Consider the following 21,574-nt stretch of genomic DNA (forward strand, 5'->3'; position numbering starts at 1 on the left):
GCAGAAGATTCCATGCACATTTTTGTCACATAAAAGAAAACGACTCTAAATTATGCACATTTTTGTCATATAAGCCAATAAACTTCAATTCTCACGATACAATACTCCCCGAAAATTATCCTTGTGATAGTTTTCGGGGAGTATTGTTTGTATATTCGTTCTCCATGAGCGGTTTGTTGTGGGCTGCATTTGAGGAGAGGAGGGCGTTAGGGATAATTATCTGGCTAATCCTGTTCCTTGAGAGCTATGTTCTCATGGCGAGCGCCTTATTTTCTGCTGCCTCCATCAGTTCGCGTTCGCCAGGCCCCTTGTCGTTGATTCCACAGAGGTGTAGAATGCCATGGATGATGACACGATGGAGTTCCTCCTCGTATGTCTTGCCAAACAGTTCGGCATTGGTGCGAACTGTGTCAAGACTAATCACGATGTCGCCGTTCACAGTGTCGCCCTCGTCATAGTCGAAAGTAATGACATCTGTGTAATAGTCGTGTCCTAAGTATTCGTTGTTCACCTCTAAAATCTTCTTGTCGTCTACGAACATATAGCCCACCTCGCCAATCTTTCGGCCGTAGGTGGCGGCTACGGCTTTGATCCAAGCCGAGGTTTCTCGTTTTTTGATGTTCGGCATCTTCACGCCGTCTGCATTATAGGTTATCATCAATCAGTATTTTTTCGTTTGAATTTATGGAAATTACTACTCAAAGGCTACGGTTTGTTGCTTTTAGGTGGAATGGGTAAGAACTCCTTTACGTCTCTCCCGTAGCGTAACAGTTCGCGAACCATCGATGAACTTACACTGGCTAACTGTGGTTCGGTGAACAAGAAAATAGTATCAATGCCACTTATATGGCGATTGATGTCAGCCTGTTCACGTTCGTACTCAAAGTCTTTTACCGATCGGACGCCTTTTATTATATAGGTAGCTCCTTCTCTTTTGGCAAAATCTACCGCCAAATCGTGATAGGACTTCACCGAAATTTTGGGTTCGTTGGCATACAACTTTGTAATTGCCTCTATGCGTTCGGCTTCAGAGAGCATGTGACTCTTTTGGCTGTTCACCCCCACACCGATGACGATGTGGTCGAAGAGAGGCAATGCACGCTTCACTACGGAGTCGTGTCCGATAGTGAAAGGGTCAAAGCTACCCACGAAAATTCCAATTCTTTCTTTTTGATTCATGTTGAACGTTCGTGAGTTATGTAAATAATCCTGGTTCCATTAGGTTGCCTTTGTATGGGTCTCGCCCCAAATGTTCGTATGCTAAGTGCGTTGCCATACGCCCTCTGGGGGTACGCTTAATAAATCCTTCCATGATAAGGAATGGCTCATACACCTCTTCCACTGTACCTGTGTCCTCGCCAATGGCTGTCGCAATAGTACTTAGTCCTACGGGACCTCCACGGAATTTGTCGATAATGGTGAGCAAAATCTTATTGTCTATCTCGTCAAGTCCATATTGGTCGATATTCAATGCCTGTAAAGCATATTTTGCAATCGCTGTATTGATACCTCCATTACCTTTCACTTGTGCGAAGTCGCGTACACGCCTTAGCAACGCATTTGCAATACGTGGCGTTCCTCTTGAGCGGCGTGCAATCTCATAAGCTGCCTCTTCATCAATAGGAACTTTTAAGATGGTGGCACTTCGGGTAATGATTCTAACCAATGTTGGCGGCTCATAATACTCCAAGTGCATGTTAATACCAAAGCGAGCACGCAAAGGAGCTGTTAAAAGTCCGCTTCTCGTTGTCGCTCCAACCAAAGTAAAAGGATTTAAATCGATTTGTATAGACCGCGCAGAAGGCCCTTTATCTATCATGATATCGATGCGATAGTCTTCCATGGCAGAGTAGAGATATTCCTCCACCACAGGTGACAGTCGGTGAATCTCATCAATAAACAGCACATCATTGGGTTCAAGAGAGGTCAGAATGCCTGCTAAATCACCCGGTTTGTCAAGCACTGGTCCACTTGTCAACTTAAAGCCAACGCCCAATTCGTTGGCAATAATGTTGCTCAAAGTTGTCTTTCCCAATCCCGGAGGACCGTGTAAAAGCGTATGATCTAAAGGCTCTCCTCGATATTTGGCTGCTTCTACAAATATTTCTAAGTTCTCAACAACCTTTGGCTGACCGCTAAAATCGTTGAATTTTAGTGGTCTTAGCGCATTCTCAAATTCCTTCTCGGCGGATGAGAGGCGTTCTTCTCGGATATTAAAATCTTCTTCCATGATTGTTGGACATCTAATTAGTTCTTGCAAAGATAATGAATAAAATCTACAATGCGAACTCCTCGCTATTTTTTGACACTTGGTTGCATTTTAATTTGTGTACTTTTGTAAAAAATAAACAATTATCTCTTTAGAATATGGAACACGAACAAACAGAAGAACAAATGCCTTGGTGGAATGTTATCCTATCGGGTGGAATGTTGGTTATAGGACTTCTTTTCCCTTACTTTGGGTTGGATTTTGTAGAAAAGCCTCAATTCTTGTTGGCTTGGTATCTACTTGCTTTTGCCTTTGTGGGTTTGCCTGTCATGAAAGAAGCATGGGAAACAGCCCTCAAGGGTGATGTGTTTAGCGAATTTATGCTCATGACCATTGCCTGTATTGGCGCCTTTGCTATTGGCGAATATCCTGAGGGAGTGGCTGTGATGCTTCTTTATTGTATTGGAGAGGCTTTGCAAGACAGAGCCGTTGACCGTGCACGTGATAACATTCAAGAACTGATTGCTTTTAGACCCACAGTAGCTAAGGTTGTTGTCCAAGGGAAAATCATTGAAAAATCCCCCGAAGAAGTGCAGGTAGGTGACATTCTTGAGGTCAAAGCAGGGGATAGAGTACCCCTCGATGGCAAACTTGTTTCTGCTTCCGCTGCGTTCAATACCGCTGCTCTTACGGGCGAGTCGCTACCACGAACCTTTGAAACGGGTGGAGAAGTGTTGGCAGGAATGATAGCTGTGGATGCAGTATCTCATTTAGAGGTCGTGCGTCCTGCCAGTGAATCGGCTGTTTCACGCATCTTAAATATGGTGGAATCGGCAGCAGAACGAAAAGCTCCCACCGAATTATTTATTCGACGTTTCGCACGCATTTATACACCAATCGTCATCGGTTTGGCACTGTTGACGGTGGTATGTCCTTATTTATATAGTATTTTTGACAGTCAGTACAGTTATATTTTTACTGACTGGTTCAGACGAGCTCTTGTCTTTTTGGTTATTTCTTGTCCCTGTGCATTGGTTATCAGTGTTCCTTTAAGTTATTTTGCAGGCATAGGTCTTGCCTCTAAACATGGCATCTTGTTCAAAGGAAGCAATTACTTAGATGCCATTACAGAGGTGGACGTTGTGGCATTTGATAAAACAGGAACCTTAACTACTGGTGAGTTTGCGGTTCAGTCTGTAGTAGGATTAGACCAAGAGGCTTTGCAAACCGTGGCTGCTATGGAGAAGTCGAGCAATCATCCTATCGCCCAAGCCATTTTGAAGTATTGCCCTACGGAAGAAAGTATCAGCTCTCAAGATATGGCAGGCTATGGTCTTAAAAATGAGGAATGGCTTGTAGGGAACTTAAAACTGTTAGATCGTGAGCAAGTATCTTATGCTGACGCCTTGCGTAGCATACCAGAGACAGTGGTAGCGGTGGCTCGAAAGGGAAAATATGTTGGGCATATTATTCTTGCCGATACCATTAAAGAAGATGCAAAGAAAGCGATTTCGGATTTACCTGTGCGTGCTGAAATGCTTTCTGGCGACCGTCAGGAATTAGTAACCAAGGTGGCTGCGGACTTAGGTATATCGAACGCCTATGGTGATTTGCTGCCTGATGGGAAAGTTTTGCACCTTCAAAATGTCAAGAAAGCAGGAGAGCGGGTTGCCTTTGTGGGCGATGGTATCAACGATGCACCGGTTCTTGCTTTGAGTGATGTAGGCATTGCCATGGGAGGTTTAGGCTCCGACATGGCTATTGAAACGGCAGATGTCATTATTCAGACCGATCAACCCTCGAAGGTAGCTTGTGCCATAAGGATTGGAAGATACACCCGACGCATTGTCAATCAGAACATTGCATTGGCTTTGGGCGTTAAAGCCGTAGTTATGCTTCTTGGCTTGTTGGGCTTTGCCAATCTTTGGATGGCTGTTTTTGCCGACTCGGGGGTGGCTTTGTTAGCCGTTCTCAATGCTGCTCGCATCTTCTTTAAGAAGCAAAACTAAAACGATTTTTACGCAAAAAAATGATGTCTTTTGTCTTATTATTTTACCAAAAAACGGCCATCTAAAATCTTCAAAATAGAAAAAATCAATAGGCAAACGATGTACAAAAATACGCTGATTTTAGCAAAGAAAACGTCTTTTTGAGTTAGAACATCTCCTTAACACGCTTGGAAACACTCTTTAGCGGTGTTATTTACATGCAGTAGCAGCATTAAAGCATGCAAATAGCAGGCTTATCTCAATGCTTCAATCGCCAAAAGATGGTAAAAACACGAAAGAAAAGAGGCGATGTAAACATAACACTCTTAATAACAATAAGTTACAAAAGGCGCTCAAAATTCGCGTATTTGCGACCAACTTTGCCGTTGGTTGATTTCACGCGAGTTATGAGAGGCTCTTTGTAAAGAAAATTCAGCATTGATGAGCTTTCCATTTAGCATATTTCCAACGCTGCATACGCAGTCTTGTTGGTGTTTTTGGTGGTTACTCAATCACCCTAAAAAGTAAGTGCTGTGGTTGCTCCTTTTCCTAAATAGCGTTGTTTATTTCTATAACTTACAGAAGTTGAGAAAAGGAGACGGCATATACAAGAATTCTTGTGATAGCAGTCATAGCGTTAGTGGATGAAATCACAGGTACAGCATCAGACGATTCAAACAAGTTTGATTGCATTCGGCTTGCTCCGTTTTTGGCTCAAAATGCAAGAGAGTGAAGGAGTGTAGCTCGCTACACTCCTTCACTCTCTTACATTTTTGACCTAAAAAACAAGCGCAAAAACTAACAAAGCTAATTGATAGAACCAGCCTAAATATTTTGCATACTTACATCTTGATGACCGTCTGTATGTTCGTAAACTCGTTGGTGGCATCAATAATTCTTAGCAGTTTGGCCCAGTTGGCAGCTGGTTCATGCTTGTGGTTGTAGGTTCTCACCACGTTGATGAGCAGCTTGCCATCTGCTGTTGATGCTTTGGAGACAAAGGAGCCACACTCGTTGGTCACGTTCTTATGAAGTTGCTCTAATGCATCTGGCGACACCTTGTATCCTTCGGGCAGTGCTATCTCTATATTCCATATTGTTTGTCGTGGCGAAATCATATCAATATCGGCAGTACGGTGGCGTTGTTGTCCTTCCACTTTCAGCATTCCTCCCAGTAGTTTACCAGTTGAGATGATGAGGTTGCGCCCAGCCTTTTTTACCATTCCCTCCATGGAATAGTTGGCGGTGTAGGTCAGGTTACGGTTTTTCTTGGAGGTACCTACCGATGCGATTTTGCAGTCTCTGATGTTTTTCGGTGTATTGTCCCAATAGCTTTCCACTAAATCCTTCAACCATTTCTGTTGCTCTTCTTTTGCCTTTTCCAGTGTTTGCTGTTCGGCTTCTGCCTTTCTCTTTCCCAGTGCCTCTGTAAATGGCTTGGCATCAGTCATTCGGTCGAGGTATGAGTCGTACACATCTTTCAATGTAAGTATCTCTGTGCCGAGTTGTTCGCGGATGGTGCCAGTGGTACGATGCTCATGGTTAATCGCCAACTCTGAACCGTTTTCTATCTTTGTTTTGAGCGTATAGACACTTTGGTTGTCCTCAGCTTTGCTGGCAGGTAGCACAAAGACAGGATAATCTTTTTTAGCTTCTTTGCTATTCTCGGGTTGGAGAATGGCTTTGCGCCCTTGCATGTCAGCTCTCAATTCTCCTGCTATGTTAATTGATGGACACCACGAATAGTAACGTTCACCCTCCTTGAGGTAGAGGAACGGCACGCCATTGGCATATACAGACAGTTGATCGATGGGTTCGCTACCATCCAGAGTGGTGATTCCTATTCTGGTTTTCTTAATTCCAGCCTGTAAGAGCCGCAATTGAAGATTGTAGGCGAATCTGCGGAGCGAAGCATCTGTTATACGATCCTTGGCGTATGTGAAACACAAAAGGTCGTAGATATAGTCGGCTCTATCGGTGATGTTCGGAAATTGTTTTTTAGCTGCCTTGCAGTATTTTCTGAGTTCAAGGTTGCCGAAATAAGCTAATGTCGCTACACGATAAAACTCTAAAGCGTCATCCTGTATGTCCTTGGCTTTAGGATTGGCATGTAGTCCTTTGTATTTGGAGCTGGGTGGGATAAACTCTCCTTTGAGTCGTTTACCCTGAATGTTGAGTATCGTCATAGGGGAGTGCTCCAGCTGATGATACCATAGGTCTGGGTTGGTTGTTTCTACATTGGTCACTTCAGCATCAAGGATGATATTCTTGTCCTCATCGGTACTCTGTTTGAAGTCTGGAGCACCGTTTAGTGTTCGATATTGTGAGGTGAGGTCTTTGTCTAACGTGCAGTGCACCTTCTTCCAGAGCATAGGGTATTCTTCCTGATAGGAGATGATAAACGGTTCCATGGTATGCTCCTCAAATTTCTTCTCTTCGTAGGTGAAGATGTCAATGTTGTCACCTACTGCCAATCCCGGCACCGCTAATTTCTGCCCTTTCTCCTTGTCCTTTTTTCCTTCTGCAGTATTCACATAGTCATCTGTGCTGACTTCCCTTATAGTACCATCGGGTTTAATGACTCTTACTCCAAGCACATGCTGCACTTTCTCGCTCCAACCCAATCGGTAGCGTTGATAATAGGAAATGAAGTCAAACTCGGAATATTTCTTAAGTGCAGCTTGGTCGTTAATGTGTATACATACACGATTGAGGTCGCTGGAGATAATGTTTCGCTTCATCTTGAAACTCAAATTGATTACAGTGAGGAGATTCAAGTGCGACTTCTGGGCAACGCTCACGTCGCGGTAGGATGCTACGATGACTGCACTCTCGTTCTTGTACTTGGAAGGAATGTTGGTGTTTTTGAATTGTGGGAGATCCATCGCCCATACGTTTTTCCTAATGGTATCGGCAAAGGCTTTGTACTTCTCCAACTTGTCTGCATACACGCATGTAGTGCCTATCAACAGCAACGTGCATAGGCACACTCTCATTTTACTTACTCTGTTCATGATATCTGTTTTTTAGTTTAGGTTCGTGATTACCAGCTGCTCGTTGCATGCATCGTTCCATTTGCTTAGCATGTTGTTCCACTTCATAATATCCGCCTTGGGTAAGAGACGATGGTGAATGGTGAGTACACGGCGCAATATGACGCAGTTGTCTTTCTGTGTAAAGGTACACTCCATCGTTCCTTGTGGCATGTCGAATTTCTTCGAAGGAGGTATCATGACCTTGCAGCCTGCTGGCAGTTGCACTCTCACTTCGCGTACGATGCGGCACCGGAGTGGGAGCATAACATCGTGAGTGCGGTCGGTAGTGTCTATTCTTTGCGAGAACAGTTCGTTGTGAGGATTTAGCTCTACGTACACCTCATGATCTGCTTGTTGCACTCCCGTGCGGTTGATGATCTTACCTTCGAGTATTGCCCACGTCTCTCTACGGTCTTTGACTGTCCACTTTACATCAGTAATTTCGTGAGCATGGTCGTCAGAATTCATTGCATTGGCGAGTAGAAGAAGCTTATCGCCTTGCTGTGTCGCATCATGTGTCCGCATGAAAAACTCTTTCATATCGCCACACCAAGCATTACTTACGTGTCCCACGAGGCGAGGTTGGTTGTTCATCTCTAAAGTATAATGGTATGAAAGACTGTCTACAGAACTGTTACTGTTCAATATGGGCAGAGCCATGAGCGTGCAGTTAGCACCATTCTCCACCATAGCCTCTCGTCCTTGGATGTTACCGGGGATGTGTGTTGCAGGAATAAAACGATTGGTGGCATCCAGCCAATAGGTCTTGCCACCGTGGCTTAGCATACAAATCATGTGGTTGACAGCTCCCAAGGTAGGCACGTCACTGGCTTTGAAAGGGATATCTTCCGTTCCGATGTCCACTAATCGTGCATCCATTTTCTGTGCTTTAAGCAAAGTGCAGAGCAACATCGCCATGCCTTTGCAGTCACCATAGCACTTGCGTACAACTTCTGCAGGTCGATCTGGTTGATGGCCAGTGATGCCAGCTTCGAAAGCAACATACCTGATATTCTTTTGTACCCATGCATATGTATTGCGAATGCGGTCCTCATCGGTCTTTGCTCCTTGCCCAATCTCTTTCAGTATGGTGGGGAGGTTGGGGATGTTCGTGTCTATTTGGGTTAGTTCGTTAGACCATTTGTACATGTCTTGATAGTCGGAAAAAGCTCCTACGATACAGATATATGGGTAAATGGAAGCCATTGGAGGCATTGCATTCTCCGACACCATGCCTTCCATGTCGGTGATGGTATAGGTATAGACTCTGTCATTGGCATCCTCTGTTTGTTCAAATTTGATGTTCGGAGTGAAGTTTTGGTGTATTAGTTTGAATTGGTTGAACTGCTTGGGAATACGGATAACTACGGTCTTGTGTTTAATCTTGAACTCTTCGGATAGATAAATACGTGTGAAATAGCGCACATCTTTGAAAGTACGTTCAAACTTTACCTTGCTCTCATGGCGTTTCCGATCGAAGTTAATATTGAAAAAGCAGACCTTGGTGTCATCGTAAAATACATTTTCGGGCGTAGCGTTTCGATATTGTGCGGCACCTTTTCCAGAAGCTTTATCCAGAGAGATAAACTCGCCATACAAGGTGTATGGCTGTATATTGATATTGCGAAGTGAGAGAGACTGATAATGTGTTGTCACTGTGTTCTTCACAATTGGCTTGCCATCGTTGTCAGACATGAACACATAGGTGTCGGTACAGTCATCTATTACAATGTCTTTCACAGGCTTTGCGCCCCAGATAGAGATGGATGTCAGCGTCAGCAGCAGAACAAGCCATAATTTCAAGTGAGAAATGTCATTCATCAGAAATGTTTTTAAGATATAATATATTGAAATTTAGTTCTTCATCTTAGTGGTTGTAAAAATAAAAAAAATATTAATACGCGAATACGTTTTGTTTATTTTTTTTATTCGAAAAAGGAAAGTTCATGCTGTTTTGTTGCCAGTTGTCTGCGCTTGTCAAATCTTTGCCTCGTAATGGTGAAATAATAAACCATTTGATTTTTGAATCAAAGGCGCTTGAAAGTTTGGATTTATTAAAAAGAGAGATGCTCACAGAAACATCATCATATATAAAAAACGGTGCAATCTATTCGACTGCACCGCTAGTTGGAAAACCACGTTTTGTGGTATTATTCAGTTGCTATGCAATGGCTGCATCTTTTTCTTGTTCGTTCTTAATCTTGCGTCCCAATACCAAGTAAGCAATTGGAGAAGCAAGGAAGATAGAACTTAATGTACCTACGAAGACACCAACGATCATAGCAAAGGCGAAACTGCGAATGCTGTCAGCACCCAAGATGAATATTGGAACTAACACAATGAGCGTAGAAACAGATGTGTTAATGGTACGAGCCAATGTCTGGTTGATAGAGTCATTGAAGGTCTTTTGTATATCTTGTTTTGGATGTAGCTTCAAGTTCTCGCGGATACGGTCGAACACAACAACGGAGTCGTTAATGTCGTATCCAATCACTGTAAGGATAGCACCGATAAATGTCTGGTCTATTTCGAGAGAGAAACCTATCCAGCCGTAGCACAATGAGAACAAACCTATCACCATTGTGGTGTCGATAATCAATGCAGCTACAGAACCTATGGAGAATCCGATATTGCGGAAGCGCAACAAGATATACAAGAAGATACAAATTAACGCTATCACAACGCTCTTGATTGCATTGTTGGTAATGTCCTTTGCAATGGAAGGTCCAACCTTAGAAGAACTGATAATAGAACCTCCTTCGCGAATATCTGGATTCTTAAAGGCTTCAATATTTGCTTGTTTCACCATGCCCGCTTTAGTCAAGGCATCGTAAAGGATGGTTTCCGCCTTGTCATCCATTTGAGGATCGTTGCTCTCTAAGTTATAATTGGTGGATACACGGAATGTTTTTCCGTCGGTACCAATAGCGATCACATTCGTGGTTGCCAGTTCTCCTGCATTTTTGCCCACTGTATTTTTGAACGCATTGTTCAGTACACCACGTACATTTTCCACATGCGTAGCTTTATCTACGGTAACTACATAGTTACGACCACCTGTGAAATCAATACTCTGACTCAAGCCACGAACAACAAAACTACCGATACAAATAATGATAGCAATGGCATAGATAGTGCCACTTGTCTTGAACATCTTCATAAAGTTGTAGCGTGTATTCTGCATCATATTTTCAGAAATACCTGTCCAGAACTTCAGATTGAGCCACTTATCTTTGTTGAGTTTGTATTCGTAAACCAAGCGAGTCAAGAATACCGCACTAAAGAATGAGCAGGCAATACCAATCAACCATGTGGTGGCGAAGCCTCGAATAGGTCCTGTACCGAATACCAAGAGGATGACACCTGTGATTGCAGAGGTCAAGTTAGAGTCGAAAATAGCACTAAAGGCATTGCTGTAACCTGCTGAAACGGCTTGTTTCATACCCTTTCCAGCTCGTAACTCTTCTTTGATACGTTCGTATATCAGCACGTTGGCATCGACGGCAGTACCTAATGAAAGCACCATACCCGCAATTCCCGACATCGTTAGTGCTGCTTGGAACGAGGTAAGAATGCCCAACGTAAAGAACACGTTAATAATCAAAGCACAGTTGGCTATCATACCAGGGATGAAATTGTACATCACAATCATGTAAATCATCAGTAATACGAATGCCAATGCAAATGAGATAATTCCTTGTTGGATAGATTGTGCACCCAATGTAGGACCAACAACCTCCTCTTGAACGATACGTGCAGGCGCAGGCATACGACCAGATTTCAAGGTGTTGGCTAAGTCCTTGGTGTCCTCAATGGTGAAGTGACCAGTGATAGAAGATTGCCCTCCATCGATTTGTCCATTGATACGAGGAGAGGTATATACCAATCCATCGAGTACAATGGCTACGGCTCTACCGATATTTGCTTTGGTGATGGCTGACCAGCGACGAGCACCGTCTGTGTTCATCGTCATGGAAACCTCTGGCTGACCTGATAGATGGTTAAACTGATCGGCTGCATCTGTAATCACATCACCTTCCAAAGGAGCGCGTCCTGTGGTGGTAGTAATCTTCAAAGCATGCAGCTCATAATAGTTTTTCACTTGCAAACCGTCTGCTGGCTTTGCACTCCAAAGGAGTTTGAGGTCTGCAGGAAGGATTTGTTTTGCGATATCAGAATGTATCAATCGGTTGATTTCTGCGGTATCACGTACGTTGGCATAACCTACACAGCTTAGTGCATTTTGTCCTGTTGTGCTTAAAATTGCCAACAAAGGATGCTCTTTTTTGGCAGCAGCCAACTGTGCGTCATTAGCAGTCTGTACATTCTTTGTTTGATTTTCCTCTTTGATTTGGAATTTAGGTTGCGCCTTCTTTACCTTTTGAGCAGCTTTGGGTTGAGCCACTGTAGAGTCAACGGCAGTCGTGTCTTTCGCTACACTCTCGCCATGTGCAAGTTGTGCATCCAATTGGTTCAAGTAAGGAATTATTTCTTCTGCATTGAAAGTCTCCCAAAACTCAAGGTTAGCGCTTCCTTGCAAGAGCTTACGCATGCGCTCTGGTTCGCGGATACCTGGCATCTCTACCATGATACGTCCTTCTTCACCTTCCAACTTTTGGATATTAGGTTGTACTACACCAAACTGGTCGATACGAGTTCGTACCACATTAAACGAGTTGTCAATAGCGGCTTGTGACTCTTTACGCAGTGCTTTCTCTACTTCCGCATCGCTGCTCTGTGGGTTTACTTTGCCTTGCAGTTGTTGGGTAGCAAAGATTTCTGCAAGTCTGCGCTGTGGCGCATTCTTCTTGAAAGCCTTAATAAAGAGTGAGATAAAATCGCTCTGACTGGTCTCTTCTTCAGCTCTTGCTTCCTTCATCGACTTTACAAAATCCGGGTCTGTCTTGTGATCAGCGAGCATTTCGATGACATCAGGTACCGAAATCTCAAGAATCACATTCATACCACCTTTTAGGTCAAGTCCAAGTCCGATTTGTGTCTCTAAACATTTCTGATAAGAGTAAATGCCTAAATACTTCACAGAGTCTTTGTACTCCTGCTGTGCTATCGGATCTTTCAGCTTGGCAGCTTGGCTATCGTAATAGCGTGTGGCGGCTGAAAATGACAAATAGAAGATGCTTGCAAGCGTCAAAAGGACGGCTGTTACAATTACAATTCCTTTGTTTTGCATTTTAATTTATTATTGATTATTGTTTTTTCCAAAAAATTATAGACGTGCAAAGATACTATTTTTTTGTTACTATGAAAAATTTATAGCGCTTAAATGTATATTTTTGAGCATTTTGCACTTATTTTGCTTGCTTTTCGAGCCAGCAATAAATGGGGTAGTGGTCACTCGTTTTGATTTTATTGTCTACTTGACAGTGATATGGTTTTAAGTTTTTTGAACACATCAACTGGTCTATTCTCACATAAAATCCTCCTAAATGATAGGAAATCCCGGGTCCATTGCCTGTCTCAATGTAGCAGTCGCGTAGATGTTTGGCAATGGTTCTCCGTGCAAACGAGTTGGGACCGTCGTTAAAGTCACCACAGAGAATGATGGTTTTGTCTTGATGTTGTTCTATATACTGGGCAACCGCTTTGGCTTGTGGAGCGCGTATCTTAGTGGCATTTGCCAACTTATGATATAAAGACTTAGAACCTATCTTGATAGAGTCTGTTTCTAATTCGCCTTTAACCATGCCCTTAAAACTATCCTTGTCTTCTTCTGTAAGTCCTATGGATTCGAGGTGGTTGTTGATCACGATGACAGTATCTCCTTTGATGTCAAGAAAGAATGCCGTTGAATGATTTCCTTCGGAAGGATAGTGGATAGCTTCTTTCTTCAAAATGGGAAACTTACTGTAAATTGCCATTCTGTCTGTTCCCTTTTCGGTCAGTGAAAAGTCATGATAGGCATAGATAGGATTGAGTGCAGCCTCTATGCGTTCTTTCCCCACCTCCGTTGTCTCTGCTTCTTGTAAGCATACAATGTCGGCATCTTGCGCCCTCAGATAGTTGAGAATAGGGTTTGCTTTTCCCTTATCTTCCCAGCCTGCAAAGTACCACACATTATATGAAAGTACTTTGATGGCATGTGGTGGTGCTTCTTTGGGTAAGTTCAATGGGCAGTAATTACGAATAGGAGGGAAGCAAAGTACGAACCCGACAATGGGAATCCAACAGTTTTTGAAATGGAAAATAACCCAAGTCACTAAAAAACCTACGTTCATTATTAACAGCACAGGCAGTAGTAGTCCCATGTTTGCCAAAGCGGGATGGACAGTAGGATCTAACCTATCAGCATATCCCGCTATGAGCATGACCAAAACAGTCACCACGTTGGCGGTAGCGAGGATTTGGAGTATTATTTTTTTTACAAACCGAATCATGTAAATTTACCGACGGTTGCTGCTGTCAAAGAGTTTTCGCTTCTCTTCACTCGATAGACTGTCATACCCACTTTTGCGTATTTTGTCTAAGATTCTATCTATCTCTTCTTGCTCTTTCTGCTTGTGAGCGTTGTAATCCCAGTCGCTTTGATGCTCCTGATAAGACTCATGTGGAGGCGGTGTCTCTGCTGATTTGTGCGTATGCCTTTCCCATTTATCCTTCAGATTTTCAAAGAATTGCTCACCTTCCGAACGAGAGGAGGAACCGTATGGGTGACGTTTCCAATAACGAATCAGGAAGAATCCCACAACCATACCGCCCAAGTGTGCGAAGTGGGCTACGTTGCCACCTGTGGTAGTGAGTGCCATGACCAATGAGATGCCCGCATACAAGATGACAAACCATTTGGCTTTGATAGGAATAGGAAGGGGGAAAATAAAAATCCGTTCTTCTGGGAAAATCATCCCAAAAGCCAACAAAAGTCCATAGACCGCACCAGACGCTCCCACGGTAGTCCAACGATTCAGAAACTCATCCATGGAAATTCTTAAGCCTTCTAACTGTACTGAGTCGTAAGCTGGCAGTCCTTCTACCAAATAAGAGCCATATTGCGCCATCTCTTGAAACAATCCAGCTCCGACGCCACATGTGAGATAGAAGAACAGAAACTTCTTTGGTCCCCATACGCGTTCCACTACACAACCAAACATCCATAAAGCAAACATATTAAAAAATAGGTGTTCGAATGAGGCATGCATGAACATGTATGTGAACAACTGGTAAATGCGGAAATCGGATGCTATGAAAAAGTGTAACCCCAAAAGACTATTCAAGTCAATAGTGCTACGAAGTGCATACATGGCTGCAAAAGCCAATATATTAATAATGAGCAAATTTTTTGTAATGGTAGGGATACTGCGCATTGTAAAGGGTTAAAATTTGAATCGTTTTATTGGGTGCAAATGTACAAAAAAACTCCGGTTTTTGAACGATATGCAGTGATTTAACGGCTTTTTTTGCGTAAATAACATATTTTTTCGCCTTTTTAGTTTGATTTATGAAATGTTTAGTTTATATTTGTCCCTTGAAGACAGAAGAACTCATTTTATTAATCCTTTTATAAACTCAAAAGTAATGAATAAAACAGAATTAATCGACAGAATTGCAGAAGCTGCAGGTATCAGCAAAGTAGCTGCTAAAAAAGCTTTGGATGGAACAACCGATGCTATCAAAGAAGCTTTGGTAAAAGGTGAAAAAGTTCAGCTCATTGGTTTTGGAACCTTTAGCGTTTCAGAGCGTGCTGCTCGTGAAGGAATCAATCCTTCTACCAAGGAAAAGATTAAAATTGCAGCAAAGAAAGTTGCTAAGTTTAAGGCTGGTGCCGAGCTTGCAGATTCATTGAGCTAAACATCTCGTATGGACATACAAAAAAGGTGATTCTTTTGAATCACCTTTTTTGTTGTCCTAAGCGGATTCGAACCACTACAAACAGAACCAAAACCTGTTGTGCTACCATTACACCATAGGACACTGCGTAGCTTGTTGTTTGCCTTTTGAAATGTGTCCCTTTTGAGGGGTCATTTTTTAAGACTTTGCAAAGGTAGTATTTTTTTTATCTTCCGCCAAATTTTTGAACTTTTATTTTCAAAAGTTGCATTTCTTCATTTAACTAATGTATTCATTATTCCACATTCGTTTGTTGGTGTAGTGAGGTGTGAGTTCACAAGAAAGGTGTCTACAGAAGGCTTGATATAAAAACTTTCTGTTCCCTGTTTTGTCAATAAAAGTGACAGTTTTTTAACACTTCTCAAAGTGCCAAAATAGAAAAAATAATGAGGTATAATGCTCAGTTTTAGTCTCTGTTTTTGCTGTTGCAATGAGTTTGTTTGGTTATCTCCATTACTTAATGCGGCTATAACATGTTTTCAGCGGTGCAAAAACAATGTAACAAAGGCATTGAAAGGCTGCTTTAATGCCGTGTTTTGTTGGGTTTTTATGCGTTAAAAAACAGTATTTTCTCTCAATGTGTTGATACTCATAGCGTTGGAAAAGTGCGCTATTTCTGCGATATTTGAAAACAATCTTTCGTAACTTCAAAATATGCGAGTTTTGAGAAGGTTGGTGTAAAATTTTATGACATTGATTTTTGTTCATTCTCATGTACGAATGAAGCAAAGAAATTAAACATGAGAAACAACTTCCTTGTACTGACGATTGATGAACTCAGGCGTTCGTCGTCACCCACGATAAGTGGTTATTGCAGAGATGTCCAAACCCTAAACAACCTTAAAAAACGTCCTAATAATCACTATTTTGCATAATTAAGTATTAAAAAGGTGGTCTATTTGCGGAATTCTATATAAATTTGCAGCTAAAATTATAATCAGACATCAATGAAAAGGAGATACCTACCCCTCGTCTCGCTGTTCTTTATTGCTCCATTGCTGGCATCCTGTCTCAGCAATGACGATGAGGAAACTATAGTATATAACGACGCTGCAATAACAAGTTTTTCAATTAAGACCTTGAAACGTGTCGTGCACACTATGTCTAAGAGTGGAGCAGATAGTAGCTACGTTGTCAATTTTCCAGCCAGCGACTATCACTTTTATATCAATCAGCTTACGCGAGAAATCTATAATCCCGACTCTTTGCCCCTTGGCATAGATGCTTCGAAGGTGTTAGCTACGATAACGACAAAGAATGCAGGGGTGTTAGGCGTAAAGAATGTGGCAAATGATTCTGTCAAGTTTTACAAGGCAACCGATTCGTTGGACTTTGTTCAGCCACGCCAAATGGTGGTGTATAATCAAGCAGGTACTGCCTTGGCAACCTACAAGATACATGTCAATGTGCATCGTGAGGCACCCGATGTCTTCAAATGGTCACAGCCTGTGAAACAACATTCAGCATTAGGTGCGCTGACGGGTATGCGTGTGCTGGTGAACAACGGTCGTCTATATGTCTTTGGAACAGAGGGCGAACATGCTAAGCTATATACTGCTACCACTAAAAGTGGGGCTGATTGGCACGAACTGTCAACCAACGTGGCGCTGTCGACACAAGCTTGGCAGAATGTGGCTTTGATGGGACAGACTTTTTATGTGTATAACAATGGCGTGTTGTTGTCGTCTGCAGATGCTCAAAACTGGCAGAAGGTAGCGGATGTGGCATTGAACCATTTGGTTGGAGCGACGGAAAATAAGTTATATGCCTTATCTTCGGAAGGACAACTTGTGGTGTCGACCAACCAAGGGAAAAGTTGGGCGAGAGAAAACCTCGACAAACAAGAAGGACAGTTGCCTCAAAAAGACTTCTCCTTGTTGGTACTCCCTGTGAAAACAAATCGTGGTGTGAATCGCTTGTTCTTAGCAGGAACCACCGATAAAAATAATTGTTTGTGGAGTAAGATAGACGATGCAGACCCGAATGCCGAGCAACAACCTTGGACATTCTTCTCGCAACGTTCGGCAGACCGATACGCATTGCCCAACATGAATCATCTTCAGGTGGTGAAAAATGGCGATGCCCTCATAGCAATGGGCGGTGCTGGCATGGGTGAGAGTAGTGCTGTGCAGCCCTTCGCTCAATTCTATAGAAGTATAGACGGAGGCCTGTCTTGGCATCAATACGGAAACCTAACTTTCCCAAAGGACTTTCAGAGTAGTGCAACTTCGTTTGCTATGGCGAGTGATGAAAACCACTACTTGTGGCTCATCTGCGGTAAAACAGGTCAAGTGTGGAAAGGCAGATTTAACGAGTTGGGCTGGAAAAAGGTTCAAACATCGTTTACAGAATAGTAATTGACAATCGTTGGCATGCAGTATCGATTACTCTCTATCCTCTGTTTCCTGTTCGCTGTGCAAGTTCATGCACAGGACGATGTGGAATATCGCATGGAAGTGGGAGTGGGTGCAGGCTTGGTTTCGTATCAAGGAGATTTCAACGGTAGCGTTGTGAAGAACTTGCAACCCATGGGTTCGCTGGTGTGGCGCTATGTTTTCAATCCACGTATGGCACTTCGGGTGATGGGTAGTTACGGAAAACTCAAGGGAAATTCCACAGCAGTGAAGACGTATTACCCCGAATGGGCAGGGAAGTCTTACCAGTTTGCTCATCAGTTGGGAGACTTGAGCGTGACCTACGAGTACAATTTTTGGCCATATGGCACAGGAAGAGATTATCGTGGGGCAAAGCGACTCACTCCTTTTGTTTTTGGAGGAGTAGGAGCTACCTATGTTTCCTGTAACAACAAAAATGTCTTTACTGGCAACATTCCTTTGGGATTAGGTGTGAAATATAAAATAGGTGACCGTGTTAATTTGGGTTTGGAGTGGGCAATGCACCTCTCGTTGAGCGATGAACTGGACGGAGTGAAAGACCCTTACCAGATAGAAAGCACTGGAGCCTTTAAGAATACAGATAGCTATTCGGCGTTGCAGCTTACCTTGACCTATAGTTTTCAAGCCAAGTGTAGGACGTGCCATAATGATGCCGAGTAGGAGATAATGTAGAGAAGCGAATGAATCATGAATTAGACAAAACCCGAATACCTGCACATATCGCCATTATCATGGACGGTAATGGGCGTTGGGCTGCAAAGCGTGGCTTGGAAAGAAGCTATGGACATCAGGCTGGTGTAGAGACTGTACGCAGAATTACAGCAGCATGTACCAAGCTGGGGGTGAAGTTCCTGACGCTGTACACATTCTCTACGGAGAATTGGAATCGTCCGTCAGATGAGATTTCGGCACTAATGGGATTGGTGTTAAGCTCCCTCGAGGATGAAATTTTCATGAAAAATGATGTTCGGTTTCGAGTGATTGGCGATATAGCACGCCTTCCCGAGGATGTGCAAAAGAAATTGCACGAGACCGAGGAGCATACCAAAGACAATGCAACGATGACCATGGTGGTCGCTTTAAGTTACTCCTCACGGTGGGAAATCACAAAGGCGGTGCAGGACATCGCTACCGATGTGAAGGCGGGAAAGATAAGCGAGCAGGCAATTTGCGAAGACTTGATGAGCAAATATTTGCAGACAGCATTCATGCCCGACCCAGATTTGCTCATTCGTACAGGAGGAGAGGTGCGCGTGTCGAACTACCTGCTATGGCAGATTGCCTACTCCGAACTGTATTTCTGCGACACCTTTTGGCCCGATTTCGCAGAGGAGGACCTTTATCGTGCGATAGCCAATTATCAAAGTAGACAACGCAGGTTCGGTAAGACAGAACAACAAATAGAAGATCAGAATAAGTTAGCTAATAATTCAACGAGATGAATCATATAAAAAAGGTGCTAATCATAGCGCTCGTACTTGGTAGTTCTATCATGTCTCAAGCGCAAGATAAGATCGTATATCCTGATATCAATTATGCAGGGACACCTCGTACCTTGGTGATTGGAGGTATCAATGTGTCGGGAGTAGAAGGATACGAAGACTATATGCTATCGGGTATTTCAGGATTAACCGTGGGACAAACCATCACAGTGCCTGGAAATGAAGTGACCAATGCGGTGAAGCGTTATTGGAAGCATGGACTGTTTTCGGACGTATCCATTGGAGCTGATTCGATAGTGGGGAATAAAATTTACTTGAATATCTATTTGCAAACCCTGCCACGCGTGTCGGAAATCAACTATATCGGATTGAAGAAGTCGGAACGTGAGGACATGGAGGCCAAATTAGGCTTGTTGAAAGGTGGACAAGTGACGCCAAATATCTTAAGTAGGGCAAAGTTCTTGGCTAAAAAATACTTTGATGACAAGGGCTTTAACAATGCGGATATCAGCATTATGCAGCGAGATGATGTGACCAATAAGAATAGCGTTATTTTGGATGTTGTTGTTGATAAGAAGCAAAAAATGCGTGTTCGTGATATTATCATTGATAACAATCGGGCTTTGACCAACTCAAAAATCAAAGGAGGACTGTTCAAGAAAGGCGCATTCAAGAAGATTCACGAGGCAGGTAAGTTAAGTTCACTCTTCAAATCGAAGAAGTTTACGCCTGAAAGGTGGAAAGAAGACAAACGCAACCTGATTAAGAAATACAACGAATTGGGTTATCGTGATGCCGTAATTGTTGAAGACAGTGTATGGACGGTTGATGACAAACATGTGAGTGTGTATGTAAAAGTGGACGAAGGAACGAAATATTATATCCGCAATATCACATGGGTGGGCAATACCGTCTATCCCACAGACTACCTGAGTGCCTTACTCGGAATGAAGAAAGGTGATGTGTACAACCAGACACTCATGAACAAACGCCTCACGGAAGACGAAGATGCGGTGGGCAACCAATATTGGAACAATGGTTATCTGTTTTATAACTTGCAGCCTACAGAGATGAACGTTGTGGGCGACTCCATTGATTTGGAGATGCGTATCACAGAGAATCAACAAGCCAGATTGAATCATGTGCGCATTAATGGTAATGACCGATTGTACGAAAATGTGGTGCGTCGTGAACTTAAGACCAAGCCTGGCGATCTCTTCTCCAAAGAGGCGCTCATGCGATCAGCACGTGAATTGGCATCCATGGGACACTTTGACCCAGAAAAAGTGAATCCAGATGTGAAGCCAGATCCTGAGAATGGAACCGTTGACATCAATTGGAACCTGCAACAGAAAAGCAATGATCAGGTTGAATTCTCACTCGGTTGGGGACAAAATGGTTTGATTGGGCGAGTTGGTTTGAAGCTCAATAACTTCTCCATTCGTAACCTATTTAATAAAAATAGTGAGCGTCGAGGCATCTTACCCATTGGAGATGGTGAGGTATTGTCTGTCGGTGTACAGACGAATGGGCGATATTATCAGTCGTATAACATGAACTACTCTACCAACTGGTTTGGTGGAAAGCGTCCTACCCAGTTCTCTATCGGTGCTTATTACTCCAAGTCGACCGACGTTTCCAGCAACTATTATAACAGTGGGTATATGACCAACTACTATAATTATATGTACGGTTATGGAAACTATGCCTACAATAATTATGAAAACTATTACGACCCTGACACTTACATCAAGTTGATTGGAGCCAGTCTGGGTTGGGGTAAGCGCCTGAGATGGCCAGATGACTACTTCACTTTGTCTGTTCAATTAGCCTATACACGCTATATGTTGAAGAATTGGCGGTACTTCTTGCTCTCTACAGGTAATGCCAATAACTTGAACTTGAACTTCTCTATCAATCGTACCTCTACCGATAACCAACTGTATCCACGTAAAGGTTCGGAGTTTACAGCCTCAGTTTCACTCACTCCACCATGGTCTAAGTGGGATAAAAAGAATTATCAAAACTTAGCACTCGACCCACAATCGTCGACTTACTTGGCAGAACAGCAAGAAAAATACAAGTGGGTAGAATATCATAAGTGGAAGTTCAAGGCTAAAACTTATACGGCTTTGTCGGGTGGACAAAAGTGTTTCGTGCTGATGACTCGTGTAGAATTTGGTTTGTTAGGGAGTTATAACCGCTACAAAAAGTCACCCTTTGAAACTTACTACGTCGGAGGAGACGGTATGAGTGGATATACAACGGGTTATGCCGAAGAGACTATTGGACTAAGAGGTTATGAAAATGGTCAGCTCACCCCTCGCGGTTATGAGGGTTATGCATATGACCGCATGTCATTGGAACTGCGTTATCCGTTCCTGTTAGGCAACACTACCATCTACGGTCTTGGCTTTGTGGAGGCTGGTAATGCTTGGGACGAAACCAAAAAGTTCAATCCGTTTGACATGAAGCGCAGTGCGGGCGTTGGTGTGCGCATCTTCTTGCCAATGGTTGGATTGATGGGAATCGACTGGGCATACGGTTTCGATACTGTCTTTGGAAAGAAAGGTGGCAGTCAGTTCCACTTTATCTTAGGACAAGAATTCTAAAAAAGATGAACGTAGACGCTGTTTGGTTAAATCATCTGACGTACCTCAAC

The 21,574-nt window shown here is 43.0% G+C and carries 14 protein-coding genes and 1 tRNA gene; 6 read left to right on the forward strand and 9 right to left on the reverse strand.

Annotated elements, in window-relative coordinates; all coding sequences use genetic code 11:
• Positions 1-244: 244 nt before the first annotated feature.
• Genes ybeY through ruvB form a run of 3 tightly spaced genes read right to left on the reverse strand, consistent with a single transcriptional unit; the run spans position 245 to position 2,230 of the window.
• Positions 245-658, reverse strand: coding sequence for an rRNA maturation RNase YbeY (gene ybeY, locus DEM91_RS08135; protein ID WP_249858569.1), 414 nt, complete (start codon positions 656-658; stop codon positions 245-247).
• A 47-nt stretch (positions 659-705) separates the two neighbouring features.
• Positions 706-1,179, reverse strand: coding sequence for a pantetheine-phosphate adenylyltransferase (gene coaD / locus DEM91_RS08140; protein WP_249858570.1), 474 nt, complete (start codon positions 1,177-1,179; stop codon positions 706-708).
• Between the two features lie 16 nt (positions 1,180-1,195).
• Positions 1,196-2,230: a Holliday junction branch migration DNA helicase RuvB gene (gene ruvB / locus DEM91_RS08145; RefSeq protein ID WP_008123722.1), complete on the reverse strand. Its 1,035-nt coding sequence runs from the start codon at positions 2,228-2,230 to the stop codon at positions 1,196-1,198.
• Between the two features lie 137 nt (positions 2,231-2,367).
• Between ruvB and DEM91_RS08150 the strand changes: the two genes are divergently transcribed.
• Positions 2,368-4,218, forward strand: coding sequence for a heavy metal translocating P-type ATPase (locus DEM91_RS08150; RefSeq protein WP_249858571.1), 1,851 nt, complete (start codon positions 2,368-2,370; stop codon positions 4,216-4,218).
• A gap of 821 nt (positions 4,219-5,039) precedes the next feature.
• On the opposite strand, the gene DEM91_RS08155 is transcribed toward DEM91_RS08150, so the two are convergent.
• The 5 genes from DEM91_RS08155 to DEM91_RS08175 form a co-directional block, all read right to left on the reverse strand.
• Positions 5,040-7,211 (reverse strand): DUF3857 domain-containing protein, encoded by a 2,172-nt coding sequence (locus DEM91_RS08155; protein ID WP_249858572.1) that lies wholly within the window; start codon positions 7,209-7,211, stop codon positions 5,040-5,042.
• A 12-nt stretch (positions 7,212-7,223) separates the two neighbouring features.
• Positions 7,224-9,053 carry a transglutaminase domain-containing protein gene (locus DEM91_RS08160; RefSeq protein ID WP_249858573.1) on the reverse strand — a complete coding sequence of 610 codons (1,830 nt, stop codon included), beginning with the start codon at positions 9,051-9,053 and terminating at the stop codon, positions 7,224-7,226.
• A 340-nt stretch (positions 9,054-9,393) separates the two neighbouring features.
• Entirely contained in the window at positions 9,394-12,423 is a 3,030-nt protein-coding gene (secDF, locus tag DEM91_RS08165) for a protein translocase subunit SecDF (RefSeq protein WP_249858574.1), read from the reverse strand.
• Between the two features lie 118 nt (positions 12,424-12,541).
• A complete protein-coding gene (locus tag DEM91_RS08170; RefSeq protein ID WP_249858575.1) occupies positions 12,542-13,627 on the reverse strand; it encodes an endonuclease/exonuclease/phosphatase family protein in 1,086 nt (361 codons plus the stop codon).
• A 6-nt stretch (positions 13,628-13,633) separates the two neighbouring features.
• Positions 13,634-14,551, reverse strand: coding sequence for a rhomboid family intramembrane serine protease (locus DEM91_RS08175; RefSeq protein WP_249858576.1), 918 nt, complete (start codon positions 14,549-14,551; stop codon positions 13,634-13,636).
• A 139-nt stretch (positions 14,552-14,690) separates the two neighbouring features.
• On the opposite strand from DEM91_RS08175, the gene DEM91_RS08180 reads away from it, so the two are divergent.
• On the forward strand, positions 14,691-15,035 hold the full coding sequence (locus DEM91_RS08180) for an HU family DNA-binding protein (protein WP_180961576.1): 345 nt from the start codon (positions 14,691-14,693) through the stop codon (positions 15,033-15,035).
• Positions 15,036-15,087: 52 nt separating this feature from the next.
• Here the strand turns inward: DEM91_RS08180 and DEM91_RS08185 are convergent.
• Positions 15,088-15,158: transfer RNA gene (locus DEM91_RS08185), tRNA-Gln, on the reverse strand.
• 863 nt (positions 15,159-16,021) lie between these two features.
• Here DEM91_RS08185 and DEM91_RS08190 point away from each other — a divergent pair.
• The 4 genes from DEM91_RS08190 to DEM91_RS08205 are packed head-to-tail and all read left to right on the forward strand — an operon-like array spanning position 16,022 to position 21,524.
• Positions 16,022-17,428 carry a DUF6242 domain-containing protein gene (locus DEM91_RS08190; protein ID WP_249858577.1) on the forward strand — a complete coding sequence of 469 codons (1,407 nt, stop codon included), beginning with the start codon at positions 16,022-16,024 and terminating at the stop codon, positions 17,426-17,428.
• Between the two features lie 18 nt (positions 17,429-17,446).
• Positions 17,447-18,130, forward strand: coding sequence for a DUF6089 family protein (locus DEM91_RS08195; RefSeq protein ID WP_249858578.1), 684 nt, complete (start codon positions 17,447-17,449; stop codon positions 18,128-18,130).
• A gap of 20 nt (positions 18,131-18,150) precedes the next feature.
• Entirely contained in the window at positions 18,151-18,912 is a 762-nt protein-coding gene (locus DEM91_RS08200) for an isoprenyl transferase (protein WP_249858579.1), read from the forward strand.
• The gene (locus DEM91_RS08205) at positions 18,909-21,524 is read left to right on the forward strand and encodes an outer membrane protein assembly factor (protein WP_249858580.1); all 2,616 of its coding nucleotides are present in this window, start codon (positions 18,909-18,911) and stop codon (positions 21,522-21,524) included. The genes DEM91_RS08200 and DEM91_RS08205 overlap by 4 nt, the downstream gene beginning before the upstream one ends.
• Positions 21,525-21,574 lie beyond the last annotated feature (50 nt).

It is taken from the genome of Prevotella sp. TCVGH (assembly GCF_023522295.1).
GTDB classification, from domain to species: Bacteria; Bacteroidota; Bacteroidia; order Bacteroidales; family Bacteroidaceae; genus Prevotella; species Prevotella timonensis.